Origin of the sequence: Microcystis sp. M015S2 (assembly GCF_020245945.1) — a bacterium.
In the GTDB taxonomy this organism is placed as follows: domain Bacteria; phylum Cyanobacteriota; class Cyanobacteriia; order Cyanobacteriales; family Microcystaceae; genus Microcystis.
Window position 1 is genome coordinate 15,166 of sequence record NZ_JADBTX010000014.1, and the last position, 16,837, is coordinate 32,002.

The following is a 16,837-nucleotide window of genomic DNA, read 5'->3' on the forward strand; positions in this document are numbered from 1 at the left end:
GCAAAAAAATTAGAAACAATGTCAGATTTGAACGATGTTTTCGCAATTGTAGCCGGAGCGGTTCCCGGTGCGTTATCTCGTTATCATATTACCGAATGGACAAAAGCAAAATTCGGCTTGCGCTTTCCCTATGGAACCTTTATTATTAATTTAACTGGCTGTCTAGCTATCGGCTTTTTTGGGGCTATTTTACCCAAGTTTACCTTTTATTCCCACGAACTAGATTTAATGGTTAGAACGGGATTTTTAGGGGCTTATACCACCTTTTCTACCTATAGTTTAGATATCTTGATTCTCTGGCGCAATCAGCAAAATTTTCTCAGTCTTTTTTTTGCCGTTGCTAGTATCATTTTCGGATTGATTGCCGTGAGAATCGGGGCAGCTATTGCCCAAGTTTTTCTAGGTTAAGTAGGTAGGCGTTAAAAACTATCAGATGCCCCCCTTATCAAGGGGGGATTAAGGGGGGATCGAACCTAAAATCCATTTTTAATTTAATTATAACCAGCTACTTAATTCTCCAATTTATTGACTATTGAAGGGCAGGAGAGACAGCATGAACTTCTTCAGGGGACGTTATGGTTTATTCGTGGCGATTGGGGCTATTTTTGGGGCTTTGAGTCGTTTTTATATTGCGAAATTAGTTGAAAGTATTTTCGGTCAAGAATGGCAATTTTTGGGGACATTTTTTGTTAATGTTTCTGGCTGTTTAATTATTGCTTATATCTTTACTATAGTTAGGGAAAATATTCGCATAATTGCCCCAGAATTAGGATTGATGCTTGCCACGGGTTTTTGTGGTTCCTATACAACTTTTTCCGCCTATAGTTTGGAGGTTAACAAGTTTTTAGAGCAGGGAAACATGACTTTCGGTTTAATTTACTGGTTGGGCAGTGTTCTTGGGGGGATGATTGCGCTTAAAATTGGAGTTATTTTAGCAAGAACGGGTTTTCCTAGATGAATTATTAAGGGCGCAAAAATAGATAAATATCTCAGCACAATTGAGACTATCTTTTTCCTTTCCTACTCAGTCTTAATAGGTAATGTCTCCATGGGTTTGAAACCAATTGACAGCATCAGCTAAAGCTTGTCTAATCGGCGATTGGGGTAAGCCTAGTTCTTGCACTGCCTTCGAGGAATCGTAGTACATGGACTGTTTTGACATTTTCACGCCATCAAGGGGTATAGAGGGCAATTTTCCCAAGATTATCGCCCCGATAAAACCCGTTCCACCCGTCACAAAAGCACGCATTGCTCAGACTTTCCCCTATTTTAACTTCCTATCAGTAACTGAAATTTAATCACCTTAACTTTATTATTACTATACCTTAATCTTAGTCAATATTTAAGCTTTTCTTGATACAATTTGGGGTCGGGTTATTTTAGACTAAGAGCAGTAAATCTTCAGTAAAAATGCTCCTATGAATCCATCTCCAGAGTCAACTTTTGTTTGTCCGATTATCATCGAAGACGACAGAACAGGATTAGACACAGAAACTATCCGACGGGCTTTAAGGGATAATTTACTCTATATTCAAGCTAAATTACCGGAATTAGCCAGCAAAAACGATCTTTATATGGCCCTGGCCTATACAATCCGCGATCGTTTATTGCAGCGCTGGTTAACCACCCAACAAACCTATCTAAAAAAAGATGTCAGAACCGTTTGTTATCTCTCGGCCGAATTTTTAGTCGGTCCCCATTTAGCTAATAATTTAATTAATCTCGGCATCTACAAACAAGTCGAGAAAGCTGTAAGCGAATCGGGATTAAAACTAGAAGAATTAATTGCCCAAGAAGAAGAACCGGGGTTAGGAAATGGTGGTTTAGGTCGTTTAGCTGCCTGTTATCTGGATTCCCTTTCTACCCTAGAAATTCCGGCTATTGGTTACGGTATTCGCTACGAATTTGGTATCTTTGATCAAGAAATTCACGACGGTTGGCAGGTAGAAATAACCGATAAGTGGTTACAGTATGGAAATCCCTGGGAAATTGCCCGACCAGAATCATCGGTAGAGGTAAAATTTGGCGGTTATACCGAATCCTATACCGACGAAAATGGTAATTATCGCAGTCATTGGATTCCCGATTATGTAGTCAAAGGAATTCCCTACGATACCCCAATTCTCGGCTATCGAGTTAACACCGCTAATACCATGCGTCTCTGGAAATCAGAAGCTTGTGAATCTTTTGATTTTGGTCGCTTTAATCGTGGCGATTATTACGGTGCGGTGGATAATAAAGTTCACTCGGAAAATATCAGTAAAGTTCTCTATCCTAATGATGAACCAATTCAAGGCAAAGAACTGCGTTTAGAACAGCAATATTTCTTTGTTTCCTGTTCCCTACAGGATATGATTCGTATTCACTTACATGAGAACCCCAGTCTCGATAATTTTCATCAAAAATGGTCGGTACAATTGAATGATACTCACCCTTCTGTCGGGGTAGCTGAGTTAATGCGCTTGTTAATCGATGTGCATCATTTCGATTGGGATAAAGCTTGGTTTATCACTCAAAATACCTTCGCCTATACCAATCATACTCTTTTGCCAGAAGCTTTAGAAAAATGGCCTTTGAGTATTTTTGGTCGTCTTTTACCGCGATTAATGGAAATTATCTACGAAATTAACTATCGTTTCTTGGATAAAATTCGCATTATTTATCCCCAGGATGACGGCAAAATGTCCCGTTTGTCTATAATCGATGAAAGTGGCGAAAAATACGTCCGTATGGCTCACCTCGCCTGTGTGGGTTCCCAGGCAATTAATGGGGTGGCAGCCCTGCATACAGAATTACTGAAAAAAGATGTTCTGCGCGATTTCTATGAACTCTTTCCCGAAAAGTTTAGCAACAAAACCAATGGAGTTACTCCCCGGCGCTGGATAGTTTCTAGTAATCCCCGCTTGACTTTTGCGATTACCGAAAAAATCGGCGAAAATTGGATTAAACATCTGGAGGATTTACGCGGTTTAGAAAACTATGTGGATGATGGGGGATTTCGAGACTATTGGCGACGAATTAAATACGATATTAAGGCAGATTTAGCCAATTATATCGATAAAAAAGTCGGCATTAAAGTTGATCCTAGTACCCTCTTTGATGTGCAGGTAAAACGCATTCACGAATATAAACGGCAACATCTCAACGTTTTACATATCGTCAGTCTCTATCATCGCCTCAAAAATAATCCCAATCTCGATATTACCCCCCGTACCTTTATTTTTGGTGGTAAGGCAGCCCCGGGTTATTTTATGGCGAAATTAATCATTAAATTGATTAATTCTGTGGCAGAAGTGATCGATAATGATCCGACAATTGGAGGACGGTTAAAAGTGGTTTTCCTACCCGATTATAATGTCACCTTCGGTCAACGGGTTTATCCGGCTGCCGACTTGTCCGAACAAATTTCCACCGCCGGGAAAGAAGCTTCGGGAACTGGTAATATGAAATTCTCCATGAATGGGGCCTTAACTATCGGTACTCTCGATGGGGCAAATATCGAAATTCGTGAAGAGGTGGGGGCGGAAAATTTCTTTCTTTTTGGCTTGACAACCGAGGAGGTTTATGCTAAAAAAGCCGCCGGTTATAATCCCCAAGAATACTATTACCATAACGAAGAATTGCGGGCAGTATTAGACCTCATTGGTTCGGGATTTTTTAGCCGGGGTGATAGTAGTTTATTCCGCCCGCTTGTGGATAATCTTATCTACAATGATCCCTATATGTTACTGGCCGATTATCAATCCTATATCGATTGTCAGGAAGGAGTCGGTAGCGCCTATAAAGATCAAGAACATTGGAGTCGTTTAGCAATTCTTAATGTAGCCCGCATGGGTAAATTCTCTAGCGATCGATCGATTCGGGAATATTGCGAGGAAATCTGGCGGGTACAACCGGTAAAGATTGAATTACCCGATTATATTCAAGCTAATGCCGGTTTATCGGTAAATTAGAACCAATCTAGGCAGTAGGAGCTTGTTTATTTATCCTACTGCCCACAGGTTAACCGGCCCTGGGCGACTCTAATCTAGATTTTTACGGGATTGACGGGGCTCGAACCCGCAACTTCCGCCGTGACAGGGCGGTGCTCTAACCAATTGAACTACAATCCCATTTTTGCCACATTTCTGATTGTAACTTCATCATCAGGGTTATGTCAAGCACCTCTGGGAAAATTTTTTTGAGAGAGAGGGAATTATGAATTATGAATGATGAATTATGAAGTGGGGAGAGGAGGAATTATGAATTGGGGAGTGGGGGGAGACCACTGCGAGCCGTTGCGGGGGGAGAGGGGAGTCGGGAGAATAAATAAAAATAATCTCCTGCCTCCTGCCGACCGCCTGATCTCAACAAGCAATTTAAATTACGAACAGCTTATCAATACTGAATTAAAGCCAAAAAATCCCCAATTAGGGATAGACCCTCTTTACAATGGGATTGTAATTAAGCTTGTTGGGAGCCTGAGCTATGACTAACCCGAATTCGATCGAACAGCTATCGCAAGAATTACTCGATCTAGACCAAGTAGATGCCGATACCGGGGCAGATTTGCGGCAAAAAGCCCAAGAAATCCTCGCTGAAACCACTATTGACCTGCCGATTCGAGAAGCGATCGCCGATAGTCTCAGTCAAGGCAATCAACTACTGACCCTCAAAACCGTCGGCAAGGAAGAAAGTTACTAGCACATTTGGGGTCAAAAGTCAAGATGAAAGAAAAAATTTTTTTTGTCTGGCTGGGGCGATTTTTGGCCTCTTTTGGGCTGTTATCGGGGATAAGTGGCTGTAATTCCCCTCTTTTGATCAATCCTCAAGTTCCCGCTGGTGGTTTAAATAGTTTTGCTCCCGATCAATTCCCCAGTTATAGTGCTGATGGTCGCTATTTAGCCTTCGCTTCCGATCGCTCCGGTCGTCGTAGTATATATTTATTCGATCTGCAAGAAAAGCGCTTAGTTAATCTCCCTAACCTAAATCGTGGCGATTCTAGCCAAGATCAGCCATCTCTGAATGCTGACGGTCGTTTAATTGCCTATATCTCCAGCGAACGCGGCAAAAGTGATGTCATGGTTTATGATCGTTCCCTGTCCCGTGCAACCCTGTTAACCGCTAACCTGCGGGGAAGCGTCCGTAATCCCACCATTAGCGGTGATGGTCGCCAAATTGCCTTTGAAACCAACCAAGACGGTCAATGGAATATTGCGATCGTTAACGGCCAATTTTAAACTTGTTCTACTCGGTCTTAATCGTTAAAACCTGCGGAGGAGTCGCATCTGGTGGATACAAAAAATTTACCTGTACTATATGCCAATCCCCTGGAGGAATAGTCAGAGTCACTAAAGATTGCCCCTCTTGTCCGCGTCTTTGGACGAGATGGAAAAATCTGCTTTGTGCCTGTCCTTGATCATCACTATAATTGACGGCTACCGTTCCCCGAAAAAACACTTGTGGGGCAGCCGGATCGAGAAAACGCAAACCCTGACCGATAATATTCTCTTTAATCGGTGTTTCTAGCGCAATAGTCACTGTTTTCGCCTCATTACTTCGATTAAATAGAGGTAAACTTAACCGATATTCCACACCGTAATTACCATGAGCTTGATAGGCCGTATCGGGATAGCGAACTAACATACTAGCACTTTGATTTTGTTCCGTTCCCAGTTTGCCTCCGGGTAGGGTGCTAATCCCATAGGCTATAGATTGACCAGAATCAGGAATATTTAACCATAAAGAAGCTCGATCGACCAATCGGGCTGGCCAAGCTGAACCTTGGGACACCCCCGCTACCCGTCCATAAATTATCTGTCCTTGACTATGGGGAGGAGTGGGCGCTCGATCCCGCGGAGTCGATAAATCGCCTTTTTCCAGCAAATTTTGCCACTCTGTCAGATTTGGTGGTCTTTCTTGCCCATTTTCGCCTAGAGGTGCATAAAGAGCTAAACTAGCAGCGTAGAGAAGACCGTCACTTTCCAGACGGAGATAAGTGGATCTACCGTTTAAAGGGGGAGTCAAATCGCGCACGGGAATCGCCGCATTTAAGACCATAAAACTCTCCCCCGCCGGAATAATAATCCTATCGGGAAAAATATCCTGACGCTGCCCCATTAAAATATCCCCCATTACCCGACTTCCCGGCCCGGCAAAAACCGTCCCCTGATTATTTTCCACTTGTGCAGGTAAATCGATAAAAGCTGCATCCGGTTGACTCAAATAACTGGCCCCTTGCAGAATTTTAACGGTCACGGGATTAGGACTGGGATTGTGGAGTAATATACCCAGATAAAGGGTGCGTAAATTATCGGGAAAACTCCCCCTCGCTATATGGTGGGCAAAAATATCAAAGCGTCCCTGAAAAGCATAATTTAAATGGGCCGAGGGAAAACTTTTCTCTTGGGGGGTAAAAGTCGAAAGCAAAATCCCTTCTCCTAGCAATAATTCGGGACTATTGCTATTAAAAACGGGAACTTGATCTAGTTGATTCGGTAAAGGACGCACCTGCGCCGGTCGAATTATTTCTACAATAGGAGGAGTTTGGGCAATGGGTAACAAAAAAGGTAACATCACAGAAATTACCATCTCAAGATAATTAATTTTTGATCATAGCATTATTGGCTCGCTCAATTTAGATAGTATTCTGTTTGTCCATATCTAGAGGATTGTTTAATATTTCTTGCCGGTGTTAGCTGACCTTTTTGGTTAAGTACAATCAAGAAAAATTATCAAACTTACCAATCTTTATTTGCTCTTGCCATTGAGCAAATCTATTGTCATCATAGACTAAAATCTAGATGTAGCCGATGTCTAGATATCGATCGAGCCGGAATTGTTATGATAAATTCATGAAGTTTTATAACAGTATTTGCCCGTGAACATGAACCAAATTGACTATCTCAGGATTAGTTTAATCGATCGCTGTAACTTTCGCTGTCAGTATTGTCTGCCTGAAGATGCAGAATTGGCCTATGTTCGACCGCAAGATTTACTCACCCGGGAGGAAATTCTTACTTTAGTCAAAAATGTCTTTATTCCCCTCGGTTTCCGCAAATTTCGCCTTACTGGTGGGGAACCTCTCTTACATCCCGAAGTAGTGGAGATTGTGCGCGATATCGCCTCTTTATCTGCCACTAGCGATTTAGCCTTGACCACTAATGGCTATTTACTTGACAATTTAGCCGAAATGTTGTATGAAGCCGGACTAAGACGGATTAATATCAGTTTAGACTCCCTCGACCCCGACACTTTCGATAAAATTATCGGTAATCGCGGCAGGAGTCGTTGGCAAAAAACTTGGGCAGGTATTCAAGCGGCCCAGAGGGTGGGTTTTGACCCCTTAAAATTGAATGTGGTGGTGATTCCGGGGATAAATGAGGCAGAAGTGGAAGATTTAGCGGCTTTGACCATTGAGAAGCGTTGGCACGTCCGTTTTATCGAGTTTATGCCCATCGGTAACGGTGATTTATTTCAAGAAAAAGCTTGGATTGCGAGCGAGGAATTAAGGGGGCGAATTCGGGCAAAATGGGGCTTAAATGAGGGTCAAGTGCGGGGAAATGGTCCAGCCGATGTTTTTCAAATTCCGGGGGCTAAGGGTACAATTGGCTTTATTAGTCAGATGTCGGAGTGTTTCTGCGATCGCTGTAACCGCCTACGTCTCTCGGCCGATGGTTGGTTGCGTCCCTGTCTCCTCAACGAAACTGGACAAATTGACCTAAAAACTGCCCTCCGTCAAGGAATTTCGCCGGCAGAAATCAGGGAAAGAGTGCGGGAATTAATGGAACTGAAAGCAGAAATAAACTTTAAACTGCGTGATTCTGGCACATCAAGTGGCATTTATACCCGTACTATGTCGCAAATTGGCGGCTAAAAATCTACTGTCCGAATTCTATTCTAGCCTGTTCTACCATTTCCACGGTAACTCGATCGGAACCGGCATGACGAGCTAATTCTTCTATCCTTTGACGCGCTTGGGAACGAACAAAATAGGGAATATTTTTCAGTTTTGCTTTTGCTTCTGCAGTCCATTGTAGTTGATCGGAAAAATCTAGAGCGTCCATAGATTTAACATATAGTAGTCCGTCTATTATACCAAAAAAGATGAGCTATTTTGAGATAACGATTTTCTTAACAGCGAGTCTTTTTCACCTTTCTTTTAATTTTAGTTTTCTGCTAGGTCAAAATTTACTCTTTGATATAAATCTTGCAAAGAAATCTGCCAATCCACCGACACCAATTGTAAAACCGCATTTTCCCCCATGACGAAATCAATTAACCATTGATCATCTTTTTGTTTATAGTAACGTTCCACACTATAACTAGATTGTTCAATCAGAATATATTCTTGAAAAGTTGGCAGAGAACGATAGAATTTAAACTTATCCCCTCGATCATAAGCTTGGGTAGAATTAGAGAGAACTTCGACAATAATTAAAGGATTGATCACGTTAGATTGACTATTACCTTGATAGAGAGGTTGACCTTTAATCACCATCACATCGGGATAGGTGTAAATGCTATAATCTGACAGCCATAAACGCACCGTTTCCATGTAGGTATAATAATCTTGATTATTGATAGTCAGAGGAAATCTTCGATAGAAGTTTCCAGCAATCTGATTGTGATTAGTGGTAGCTCCTACCATTGGGATAATTTCTCCTTGACGATATTCATTTTTATCTTCGGACGTTTCCTCCAGAGCTAGATATTCTTCGGGAGTATAATATTTAGTTTCGGTAGCGCTTAACATTTTTGACTCTCCTTCCTATTCTATTTTCTAGGATACAGCATTTCTCTAAAAAGAGACAAAGTTATCCTTGAGCAAGGTTATCAATTGAGTTGCTCGGAAAAGTGTATTTTCAATATCTCAGAAATCCTTTGACGCGCTTGGGAACGAACAAAATAGGGAATATTTTTCAGTTTTGCTTTTGCTTCTGCGGTCCATTGTAGTTGATCAGAAAAATCTAGAGCTTCCATAGATTTAACATATAGTAGTCCCTCTATTGTACCAAAAAAGATTAGCTATTTATGAAAAAGCTGATGAGATGATGATTTTCTTGATAGCGACTCTTTTTCACCTTTCTCTTAATTTTAGGTTTCTGCTAGGTCGAAATTGACTCTTTGATATAAATCTTGCAAAGAAATCTGCCAATCTACCGACACCAATTGTAAAACCGCATTTTCCCCGGTGAGGAAATCAATTAACCATTGTTCATCCTTTTGTTTATAGTAACGTTCTACACTATAACTAGATTGTTCGATCAGAATATATTCTTGAAAAGTTGGCAAGGAACGATAGAATTTAAACTTATCCCCTCGATCATAAGCTTGGGTAGAATTAGAGAGAACTTCGACAATAATTAAAGGATTGATCACGTTAGATTGACTATTCCCTTGATAGAGAGGTTGACCTTTAATCACCATCACATCGGGATAGGTGTAAATGCTATAATCTGACAGCCATAAACGCACCGTTTCCATGTAGGTATAATAATCTTGATTATTGATATTTAAGGGAAAATTACGGCAAAAATTTAGACAAATCTGATTGTGATTAGTGGTGGCTCCTACCATTGGGATAATTTCTCCTTGACGATATTCATTTTTATCCTCGGACGTTTCCTCCAGAGCTAGATATTCTTCGGGAGTATAATATTTAGTTTCGGTAGTGCTTAACATTTTTGACTCTCCTTCCTATTCTATTTTCTAGGATACAGCATTTCCCTAAAAAGAGATAAAGTTATCCTTGAGCAAGGTTATCATTTTTTCCTTAATCTCTAGCAAAAAATGCTGAGAAATCCACAATTAAAAATCTAACTATCAAAATTGCTCACTTCAAAGGTTAAAATAAACTAGATAAATAGTTTTATGTTTAGTTTCTCCTATGTTTAACTGGTTCCGTCGTCAGAAAGTCCAACCCGAACAAGAACAAGCACCCCCCGCACCCGTAGAGGAAACCCCCAGCGAGGCAACCAGTCAGGAAGAGTATTTAGATTGGGCCAAAAAAGCCTTTAAAAATATTCAAGAGAAAAAAGCCACGGCCGAGGCCGTCGTGAGCGAAACCCCTGAAACATCCATTGCTGAAACGGAACCTCTGCAAGAGGAAGAACCGGTTAAAGAAGAAGAAACCGAGGATAATACCCCCGCATGGCTGAAAAAATCTGATCGCCTCGAAATTCTTAAAGAAACCGCCATCGAAACCCCCACAGAACCGGATGAAGATTTTATCTGGTCGGCCAAAGTTTTAGCCAATCAGGGACGACAAGCAGAGGACGTTTCAGAAGAAGAAATCACCTGGTTAAAAAAATTGCGTCAGGGTTTAGGCAAAACGCGCCGCAGCTTGGTCAATCAGCTTAAGGCCGTGGTCGGTCAGGGTCCCCTCAATCAAGATGCGGTGGAGGAAATTGAAGCTTTATTGCTTCAGGCCGATGTGGGGGTAGATGCCACCGATTATATTATCACTACCCTCCAAAATAAGCTAAAACAGGAAGCTTTGCCCCCCGAAAAAGCGATCGAATATCTCAAAGAAATTATCCGCGAGATTTTAGATGCACCTTTAGCCAATTATAGCAACCCCGGTTTTGAGCCAGAAAAAGGCAAATTAAATATCTGGATGCTCACAGGAGTTAACGGAGTCGGTAAAACAACGACTATCGGCAAATTAGCCCATTTATCTAAACAATCTGGCTATAGTTGTATAATCGCCGCTGCCGACACCTTTCGCGCTGCCGCCGTGGAACAGGTGAAAGTTTGGGGAGAGCGATCGCAAGTCGAAGTAATTGCCAACCCGGGCAAAAATACTGACCCGGCCGCCGTGGTGTACGATGGCATCGAAGCCGCTAAATCCAGGGAGGTAGAATTACTTTTAGTAGATACGGCGGGAAGATTGCAGAATAAAAAGAACTTAATGGCAGAATTAAGCAAAATTCGCCGCATTATCGACAAAAAAGCTGAGAGTGCCGTGGTGGAATCGCTTCTAGTTCTCGATGCCACTTTAGGACAAAACGGGCTGCGACAGGCAGAGGTTTTCTCGGAAGCTGCCCAATTAAGCGGCGTGATCCTGACTAAAATCGATGGTACAGCTAAAGGGGGTGTTGCCCTTGCCGTAGCGCGTCAGCTTAACCTACCGATTCGCTTTGTTGGCGCTGGGGAAGGAATCGAGGATCTGCGGCCCTTTTCCAGTTACGAATTCGTGGAAGCTTTACTGAGTGGCGATTGATCTCACCCTGGCTATCTTTCATAATCTTTTCATGGTTGCTTCATAATTGTCTCATTTTTAGTTATGCTAGAACTGGAGACTCGGGGTAACAACTATGCAAAGGACAATTACAGTTAGTCATCTAGGAGTATATTATCGCGGCGTGGAAGCCCTGCGGGATATCACCCTGAAAATTCATCCAGGACGATTAACAGGTATCATCGGTCCCAACGGTGCGGGCAAAAGTACCCTGATCAAAGCCATGCTAGGATTAATTCCCGTACAACAGGGAACCGTTAACTATCAAGGGCAATCTCTACAGCAACAACTGGATAAAGTCGCTTATGTTCCCCAAAGATCTCAAATCGACTGGACCTATCCCGTCACCGCTTGGGATGTGGTAATGATGGGGAGAGTCAGAAAAACGGGTTGGTTTCGCCCTTTTTCCCATATTAGTCGTCAACAGGCTTTAAATGCCCTAGAACGGGTGGAAATGGCTGATTTACGCCATCGTCCCCTCGGTCAGCTGTCGGGGGGACAACAGCAAAGAGTCTTTTTAGCCAGATCTTTGGCCCAAGAAGCGGAGATTTTCTGTTTTGATGAACCTTTCGTTGGGGTAGATCAAAAAACCGAGGGGATTCTTTTTAATATCTTTGGTGAGTTAGCCCAAGAAAATAAAATTGTCCTGGTGGTTAACCATGATTTAGGCGAATCTATCACCCATTTTGCTGATTTAATCCTCTTAAATAAAGAATTGATCCTCGCCGATCAACGATCTAAGGTCTTAACCGATTTTAATCTCCGGCGCGCCTATGGGGGTAAAGTCTCCTTCTATGATGCCATGACACCACCAGATCATCGCCGATCAAGTCTCGATTATCTCGATCGCTTCTCGAAAAACAATGCGATAAACTAGAAGCGAAGATATTTTGGCTGACTGCCGATAGGGACACCGATGAAAACTATTTCCCCGCAAGAAGTAACAGGAACGATCGAACTGGCTCCTAACTATCGAATTCCCCTGTTTTTGGTAATTTTATCGCTGCCTTTACTCTTTTTACAGGTCTGGCTCGGAATAATTTTCTCCCTGTTAGGGCTATTCTTGATGTTCCAGACTACCCGCATTCGTCTCCAGTTTACCCCCACTTCCCTAGATGTCTATCTATCTGGGCAACAAATTCGCTCCTTTCCCTACCAAGAATGGCAAAATTGGCGGATTTTCTGGAACAAAGTCCCGATCCTATTTTATTTCAAAGAAATTAACAGCATTCATTTTTTGCCCATTATCTTTGACAGCGCAACCCTGAGACTGTGCCTCGAAAAATACTATCCTTTAGCAGCATCGCAAGCGATCGACTCAGAAGCGAACTAAGATTGAGATAAAATAAAATCTGGCTAATAGCGTCTTAATTGCCTGCCTTGGCCCTTTGTTCGCTCTGCATTTCTAAAGCCGATGAATTCAGAAGATTTTAATGTTTTACCCCTTGACAAAATGACAGACTTACCCAATGAATCTGTCGAAGAATTTAGTTTTGACGATCTCTGGAATGATCGCCCGGTAGAGAATCCCCTGCCATCGGAAACCGCCCCCGAAGGCGAATTAGTTCCCACAGCGCAGGCGCAACCCCTGCGGGGGGAAATCGAGGCTCTAGAACGGCAAAAACAGAGCCTAGCGGCAGAAATCTCGGCGTTAAAAGCGGAAAAAGAACGCTTGATCGCCGAGGAACTAGGAGATATCAAAGCTCAAATCGAAAGAATGCTCAAGGAAGGCGTAAAAGACCTAGAACAACGCAAACAGGCTTTAGAATTGGCGATCGAACAGTTAGAACGCCGTCGTGAGCGTATTCGGCAGGAAATGCGGAGTAATTTCGCCGGAGTCTCCCAGGACATAGCCGTGCGGGTTCAGGGATTTAAAGACTATCTGGTGGGCAGTTTACAGGATTTGGCTGCAGCTGCTGAACAGTTGGAATTACCCCGTTTTGAAACCCCCGAAAAATCCCCCCGACCCGTGGAACCTCCCCTGCGGACTGAACGGGAGGAAAACCCGCGCCCATCCCGTGGCAGTCAAGGCCGGGATGATCGCGAAGAAAGTCCCCGTCCCCCCCGTACCAGTAACCAGGGCCGGGATAATTGGCAAGAACCCCGTCGTTCTAACCGTTCGGGTTATGAATCGGAACCAGTGGGGCAATCCACCCCTAGACAGGGCTTTTCTGACCAAAATCAGCGCATCCAAACTCTTTTAGACCGTTATCGCAGTCGTCCTGACTATTACGGTCCCCCTTGGCAATTACGGCGCACTTTTGAACCAATTCACGCCGAACGGGTGCAACAGTGGTTCTTTAAACAGGGGGGCCGGGGTACGATTCGCGGTATGGGTAGCCGTCTCCAGAATATTCTGGTCGCTTCGGCAATTATCTCGATTATGGCGGAATTACAGGGCGATCGCTTCCGTTCTCTCGTTCTGGCTAATAGTCCCGAACGTTTAGGCGAATGGCGGCGCGGCCTCCAAGATTGTCTCGGCATTTCCCGCGCCGATTTTGGACCGGACCGCGGCATCGTTCTCTTTGAGTCTCCCGAAGCTTTAATTCAAAAAGCGGAACGTTTAATCGACGATAAGTATTCACCGCTCATTATCATCGATGATACCGAAGAAAGGCTGAATTTCGCTCTTTTACAATTCCCCTACTGGTTAGCTTTTGCCCCTGAACCCCAACAAAGTTCTAGTTATTGGTATTAACTAATTAGTCGTTGAGTATTGCGATACATTGGGCTAAAGAAGCGTTAGTTTTCAGTGCTTGCGGGTTAATATGGGTGGCAGCGGCTCGATAACCTTGTTCTAGGAGAGCTGCAATTAAATCTTCCCTTTTGGGTAGATCTAATTTGCCCCTTCTACCAATTTCCCGAAAGCTATAAAAATAGGGAGGAAAATCGTTTTCTTCCCTCATTATTTCTAACAATTTAACTACCTTTTTCCACTGCCATTGATCGGCTAAATCTGCCATTTTTTCTAGATAAAGGCGATCGTGTAAACTGCCTAACCACAAAGGTCCGGTTAAGGTTAAAGGTTGCCCGTCCCCAGAACAAACTATCTTGCCTAACTTCGGCCAAGGCACTGATTGATATTCCCCGCAGCTATGACAATAACCGAGAAAACCGTAGTTATGACTATTTAATTGTCTATTAGCCGTTAACCGCACCATCACCCGATAACTTTGACCAAAAAAGAAGGAAAAAATCGGCGTAATTCCTAAACCTAACCGGGCTGATTCTAATTGCAAACTGGCGATAATTAATCTTAATCCCTGTTCGTGGGCAGCTGGATGATTGCGAGCATAGGCTCCATAATTAGCTAAACTATTTTCCAGATTATGACCCGTCAGCGTCCGTCCATCGGTATTAGTTAGATAAATTAAACCACCGATTTTAGTGGCTAAAGGAATAGCACTAAACAGAGATGCAGGGGAACCAAAAGCATCAATATCAACTAGATCATAATAGTCTTTTTCAAGATAACATTCTAGGAGAACTTCTTGAGCAGATTTATAGGTTATTTTGCCTTTTTTCTGTTGTAATAAACTCTCTAAATTAGCGGCTAAAGTTGGCTTAATTTCTGGATTACCATCATTAACCCACAGCCAATCCGCACCACTTTCTAACCAATACCTGAGCGCTCGCACACCAGAGCCGCTCATTACTTCTAAAACGCGCAAACTGCCCCGCTCTTTTTTGACAATTGCCGCCCCTAAAACTCCTAAATCTCGGACGATTTTACTCTCTGGTCTATAGAAAGTATTGTTGATATTAAATATCGCTTTTTCTTCCTGCATCGCTCATCTCATAATTAGCACTCGGCGGAAAGGGTCAGACACTGCCAAAACCGATCAGACATCAAGATAGAAGATAAATTTAAAGAAAGTGTGAAATTATCAGAAATTCCTGATTGTTTTTAGTATTCTAGCCCCAGAAGGCTGATAGGTTCCCCATGAGAACGGCAAATTGAAGATCAAAAAATAACTATTTTTTAATATCTTATAACAGTTTAATCCGGTTTGATGGGAGATAACCTGAAAGCAAAATCATTCAACCTTGATATAGAGATGAAAAAGTATCTAGCAGAGTTCATCGGGACCTTTTGGCTGGTTCTCGGTGGTTGCGGTAGTGCCGTTTTAGCGGCAGTATTTGTGGGTAAAGCCAAGAGTGTCGTAGATGGTGCTGATTTTAATATCCATCTGGGGATTTCTTTTGTCGGTGTCTCCCTCGCCTTCGGTTTAACCGTCCTTACCCTTGCCTACGCTTTCGGGCATATTTCGGGGGGACATTTTAATCCCGCCGTTTCCTTCGGTCTCTGGGCAGGTAAACGCTTCCCCGGTTCGGAACTACTTCCCTACATCATCGCTCAAGTTTTAGGGGCGATTTTAGCGGCGGTAATTATCTACATTATTGCCAGTGGTCAACCGAGTTTCGCTTTGGGAGGCAGCAATCCTCTGGCCACCAATGGTTACGGAGAACATTCTCCCGGTGGTTACAGTTTATTCGCCGCTTTGGTCACGGAAGTGGTCTTGACCTTCATGTTCTTAATTATCATTTTAGGTTCTACCGATCGACGCGCTCCAGCCGGTTTTGCTCCCATCGCTATTGGTTTAGGATTGACCTTAATTCACTTAATTAGCATTCCCGTGACCAATACCTCCGTTAATCCCGCTCGTAGTACTGGTGTCGCTCTTTTATGCGGTAATATGGCTCTCGTTGGTCAATTATGGTTATTCTGGATTGCTCCCATTGTTGGGGCCGTGGCTGCGGGTTTCCTCTACAATAGTTTCTTTGAAGAAACTTTAGAAGAAAGACGAGTTAGAGAATAAGTGGAAAGTTACCGCTAAAGTTTGATTGCTTCAAGAGTCAAGTGCTGATAGCGACCCCACAGGAATCGCTATTTTTTTCGTCCCCACCGACAAAATTGAGCAGCGCTCGTCGTCCCTGCTCGCCTCGATCGAGTAAAGTAATCTCTAGATAATTTTCCGGCAAAAAAGTTAAACGTTCCGACCATTCGATCGCCACTATCCCTAAATCCACCTCGATTCCAGTTGAGCCGATATAGTCATTTCAGATAAGTCTGATACAATCTAGACCGATGAAAATCTTATGAACTCTGGCATTTATATTCTCAATCTTAATTGAAATGACTATAAATCTAAAGAAAGTGTGAAATTAGCAGACTGGACAGTGGGAAGTTCTCAGCTTAGCAGCTAGAAGTCAAGAAAAAGGGACATGGCCTGACCTAAAAGGCCTGTCATACTAAATCCTGTTATAATAAAACGAGTAAAAACGAGGAGATAAAATGCCCAAGAAAGCTTACTTAGCCGAACATCTAAGTTCAGAGGAACTGAAAGATAGATACAGGAGCAGTCAAGACTCAGTGGAAACAAAAAGATGGCACTTATTGGGTCAAATATCGTTAGGATGGACAATCAAAAATGCGGCAGTAGCTGTGGGGTTAGATTATCAATATAGTTTTAGAATTCTCAAAAGATATAATGAATTAGGAGAAGAAGGAGTTAAAAATCTCAAGAAAAAAAGTGCGGAACATCGGAGAGGAAAAGAACCTTTATTGAAGGAAGAACAATTTCAAAAATTAAAAGAAGAACTGAAAGAACGTCC

At 42.7% G+C, this 16,837-nt stretch carries 18 protein-coding genes, 1 tRNA gene and 2 pseudogenes; 12 read left to right on the forward strand and 9 right to left on the reverse strand.

Going from position 1 to position 16,837, the window contains the following annotated elements; all coding sequences use genetic code 11:
• The first annotated feature begins 18 nt into the window (after positions 1 to 18).
• On the forward strand, positions 19 to 408 hold the full coding sequence (crcB, locus tag IM473_RS02515) for a fluoride efflux transporter CrcB (RefSeq protein WP_287659578.1): 390 nt from the start codon (positions 19 to 21) through the stop codon (positions 406 to 408).
• Between the two features lie 145 nt (positions 409 to 553).
• Complete coding sequence (gene crcB / locus IM473_RS02520; protein ID WP_287659579.1) at positions 554 to 958, forward strand: fluoride efflux transporter CrcB; 405 nt, start codon at positions 554 to 556, stop codon at positions 956 to 958.
• A 72-nt stretch (positions 959 to 1,030) separates the two neighbouring features.
• On the opposite strand, the pseudogene IM473_RS02525 reads toward crcB (IM473_RS02520), so the two are convergent.
• A pseudogene (locus tag IM473_RS02525) lies at positions 1,031 to 1,204 on the reverse strand (dihydroflavonol 4-reductase); the annotation flags it as partial.
• Positions 1,205 to 1,418: 214 nt separating this feature from the next.
• Here IM473_RS02525 and IM473_RS02530 point away from each other — a divergent pair.
• Positions 1,419 to 3,953, forward strand: coding sequence for a glycogen/starch/alpha-glucan phosphorylase (locus tag IM473_RS02530; RefSeq protein ID WP_287659580.1), 2,535 nt, complete (start codon positions 1,419 to 1,421; stop codon positions 3,951 to 3,953).
• An 85-nt stretch (positions 3,954 to 4,038) separates the two neighbouring features.
• Here the strand turns inward: IM473_RS02530 and IM473_RS02535 are convergent.
• Positions 4,039 to 4,112, reverse strand: a tRNA-Asp gene (locus IM473_RS02535).
• A 355-nt stretch (positions 4,113 to 4,467) separates the two neighbouring features.
• Between IM473_RS02535 and IM473_RS02540 the strand changes: the two genes are divergently transcribed.
• Positions 4,468 to 4,683, forward strand: coding sequence for a hypothetical protein (locus tag IM473_RS02540; RefSeq protein ID WP_002761575.1), 216 nt, complete (start codon positions 4,468 to 4,470; stop codon positions 4,681 to 4,683).
• Positions 4,684 to 4,706: 23 nt separating this feature from the next.
• The gene (locus IM473_RS02545; RefSeq protein ID WP_287659581.1) at positions 4,707 to 5,219 is read left to right on the forward strand and encodes a TolB family protein; all 513 of its coding nucleotides are present in this window, start codon (positions 4,707 to 4,709) and stop codon (positions 5,217 to 5,219) included.
• A 7-nt stretch (positions 5,220 to 5,226) separates the two neighbouring features.
• On the opposite strand, the gene IM473_RS02550 is transcribed toward IM473_RS02545, so the two are convergent.
• The gene (locus IM473_RS02550; RefSeq protein ID WP_287659582.1) at positions 5,227 to 6,570 is read right to left on the reverse strand and encodes a DUF3370 domain-containing protein; all 1,344 of its coding nucleotides are present in this window, start codon (positions 6,568 to 6,570) and stop codon (positions 5,227 to 5,229) included.
• Between the two features lie 295 nt (positions 6,571 to 6,865).
• Here IM473_RS02550 and moaA point away from each other — a divergent pair, with 295 nt between their 5' ends.
• Positions 6,866 to 7,855 (forward strand): GTP 3',8-cyclase MoaA, encoded by a 990-nt coding sequence (gene moaA / locus IM473_RS02555; RefSeq protein ID WP_287659583.1) that lies wholly within the window; start codon positions 6,866 to 6,868, stop codon positions 7,853 to 7,855.
• 4 nt (positions 7,856 to 7,859) lie between these two features.
• Here the strand turns inward: moaA and IM473_RS02560 are convergent, their stop codons facing one another.
• The 4 genes from IM473_RS02560 to IM473_RS02575 all read right to left on the reverse strand — a co-directional run bounded on the left by IM473_RS02560 (position 7,860) and on the right by IM473_RS02575 (position 9,663).
• Complete coding sequence (locus IM473_RS02560) at positions 7,860 to 8,045, reverse strand: PCP reductase family protein (RefSeq protein WP_002737708.1); 186 nt, start codon at positions 8,043 to 8,045, stop codon at positions 7,860 to 7,862.
• A 101-nt stretch (positions 8,046 to 8,146) separates the two neighbouring features.
• Entirely contained in the window at positions 8,147 to 8,734 is a 588-nt protein-coding gene (locus IM473_RS02565; RefSeq protein WP_103113329.1) for a Uma2 family endonuclease, read from the reverse strand.
• A gap of 80 nt (positions 8,735 to 8,814) precedes the next feature.
• Positions 8,815 to 8,961: a PCP reductase family protein gene (locus IM473_RS02570; RefSeq protein ID WP_287659584.1), complete on the reverse strand. Its 147-nt coding sequence runs from the start codon at positions 8,959 to 8,961 to the stop codon at positions 8,815 to 8,817.
• 114 nt (positions 8,962 to 9,075) lie between these two features.
• On the reverse strand, positions 9,076 to 9,663 hold the full coding sequence (locus IM473_RS02575; RefSeq protein ID WP_287659585.1) for a Uma2 family endonuclease: 588 nt from the start codon (positions 9,661 to 9,663) through the stop codon (positions 9,076 to 9,078).
• Between the two features lie 205 nt (positions 9,664 to 9,868).
• Here IM473_RS02575 and ftsY point away from each other — a divergent pair, with 205 nt between their 5' ends.
• The 4 genes from ftsY (at position 9,869) to IM473_RS02595 (ending at position 13,919) form a co-directional block, all read left to right on the forward strand.
• Complete coding sequence (ftsY, locus tag IM473_RS02580) at positions 9,869 to 11,203, forward strand: signal recognition particle-docking protein FtsY (RefSeq protein ID WP_287659586.1); 1,335 nt, start codon at positions 9,869 to 9,871, stop codon at positions 11,201 to 11,203.
• 94 nt (positions 11,204 to 11,297) lie between these two features.
• A complete protein-coding gene (locus tag IM473_RS02585; RefSeq protein ID WP_287659587.1) occupies positions 11,298 to 12,098 on the forward strand; it encodes a metal ABC transporter ATP-binding protein in 801 nt (266 codons plus the stop codon).
• A 39-nt stretch (positions 12,099 to 12,137) separates the two neighbouring features.
• The gene (locus tag IM473_RS02590; RefSeq protein ID WP_002777863.1) at positions 12,138 to 12,554 is read left to right on the forward strand and encodes a DUF3119 family protein; all 417 of its coding nucleotides are present in this window, start codon (positions 12,138 to 12,140) and stop codon (positions 12,552 to 12,554) included.
• Between the two features lie 81 nt (positions 12,555 to 12,635).
• Positions 12,636 to 13,919 (forward strand): DUF3086 domain-containing protein, encoded by a 1,284-nt coding sequence (locus IM473_RS02595; RefSeq protein WP_287659589.1) that lies wholly within the window; start codon positions 12,636 to 12,638, stop codon positions 13,917 to 13,919.
• A gap of 4 nt (positions 13,920 to 13,923) precedes the next feature.
• Here IM473_RS02595 and IM473_RS02600 read toward each other — a convergent pair whose 3' ends face one another.
• Entirely contained in the window at positions 13,924 to 15,009 is a 1,086-nt protein-coding gene (locus IM473_RS02600; RefSeq protein WP_287659590.1) for a class I SAM-dependent methyltransferase, read from the reverse strand.
• A gap of 270 nt (positions 15,010 to 15,279) precedes the next feature.
• Between IM473_RS02600 and aqpZ the strand changes: the two genes are divergently transcribed.
• Positions 15,280 to 16,041, forward strand: a complete 762-nt coding sequence (aqpZ, locus tag IM473_RS02605) for an aquaporin Z (protein WP_238707244.1) — start codon at positions 15,280 to 15,282, stop codon at positions 16,039 to 16,041.
• 37 nt (positions 16,042 to 16,078) lie between these two features.
• On the opposite strand, the pseudogene IM473_RS02610 reads toward aqpZ, so the two are convergent.
• Positions 16,079 to 16,261, reverse strand: a pseudogene (locus IM473_RS02610) (tRNA (adenosine(37)-N6)-threonylcarbamoyltransferase complex ATPase subunit type 1 TsaE); the annotation flags it as partial.
• A gap of 256 nt (positions 16,262 to 16,517) precedes the next feature.
• Between IM473_RS02610 and IM473_RS02615 the strand changes: the two are divergent.
• Positions 16,518 to 16,837, forward strand: a 320-nt coding sequence (locus tag IM473_RS02615) for a helix-turn-helix domain-containing protein (RefSeq protein ID WP_287659591.1), incomplete at its 3' end; no start/stop codon positions are given.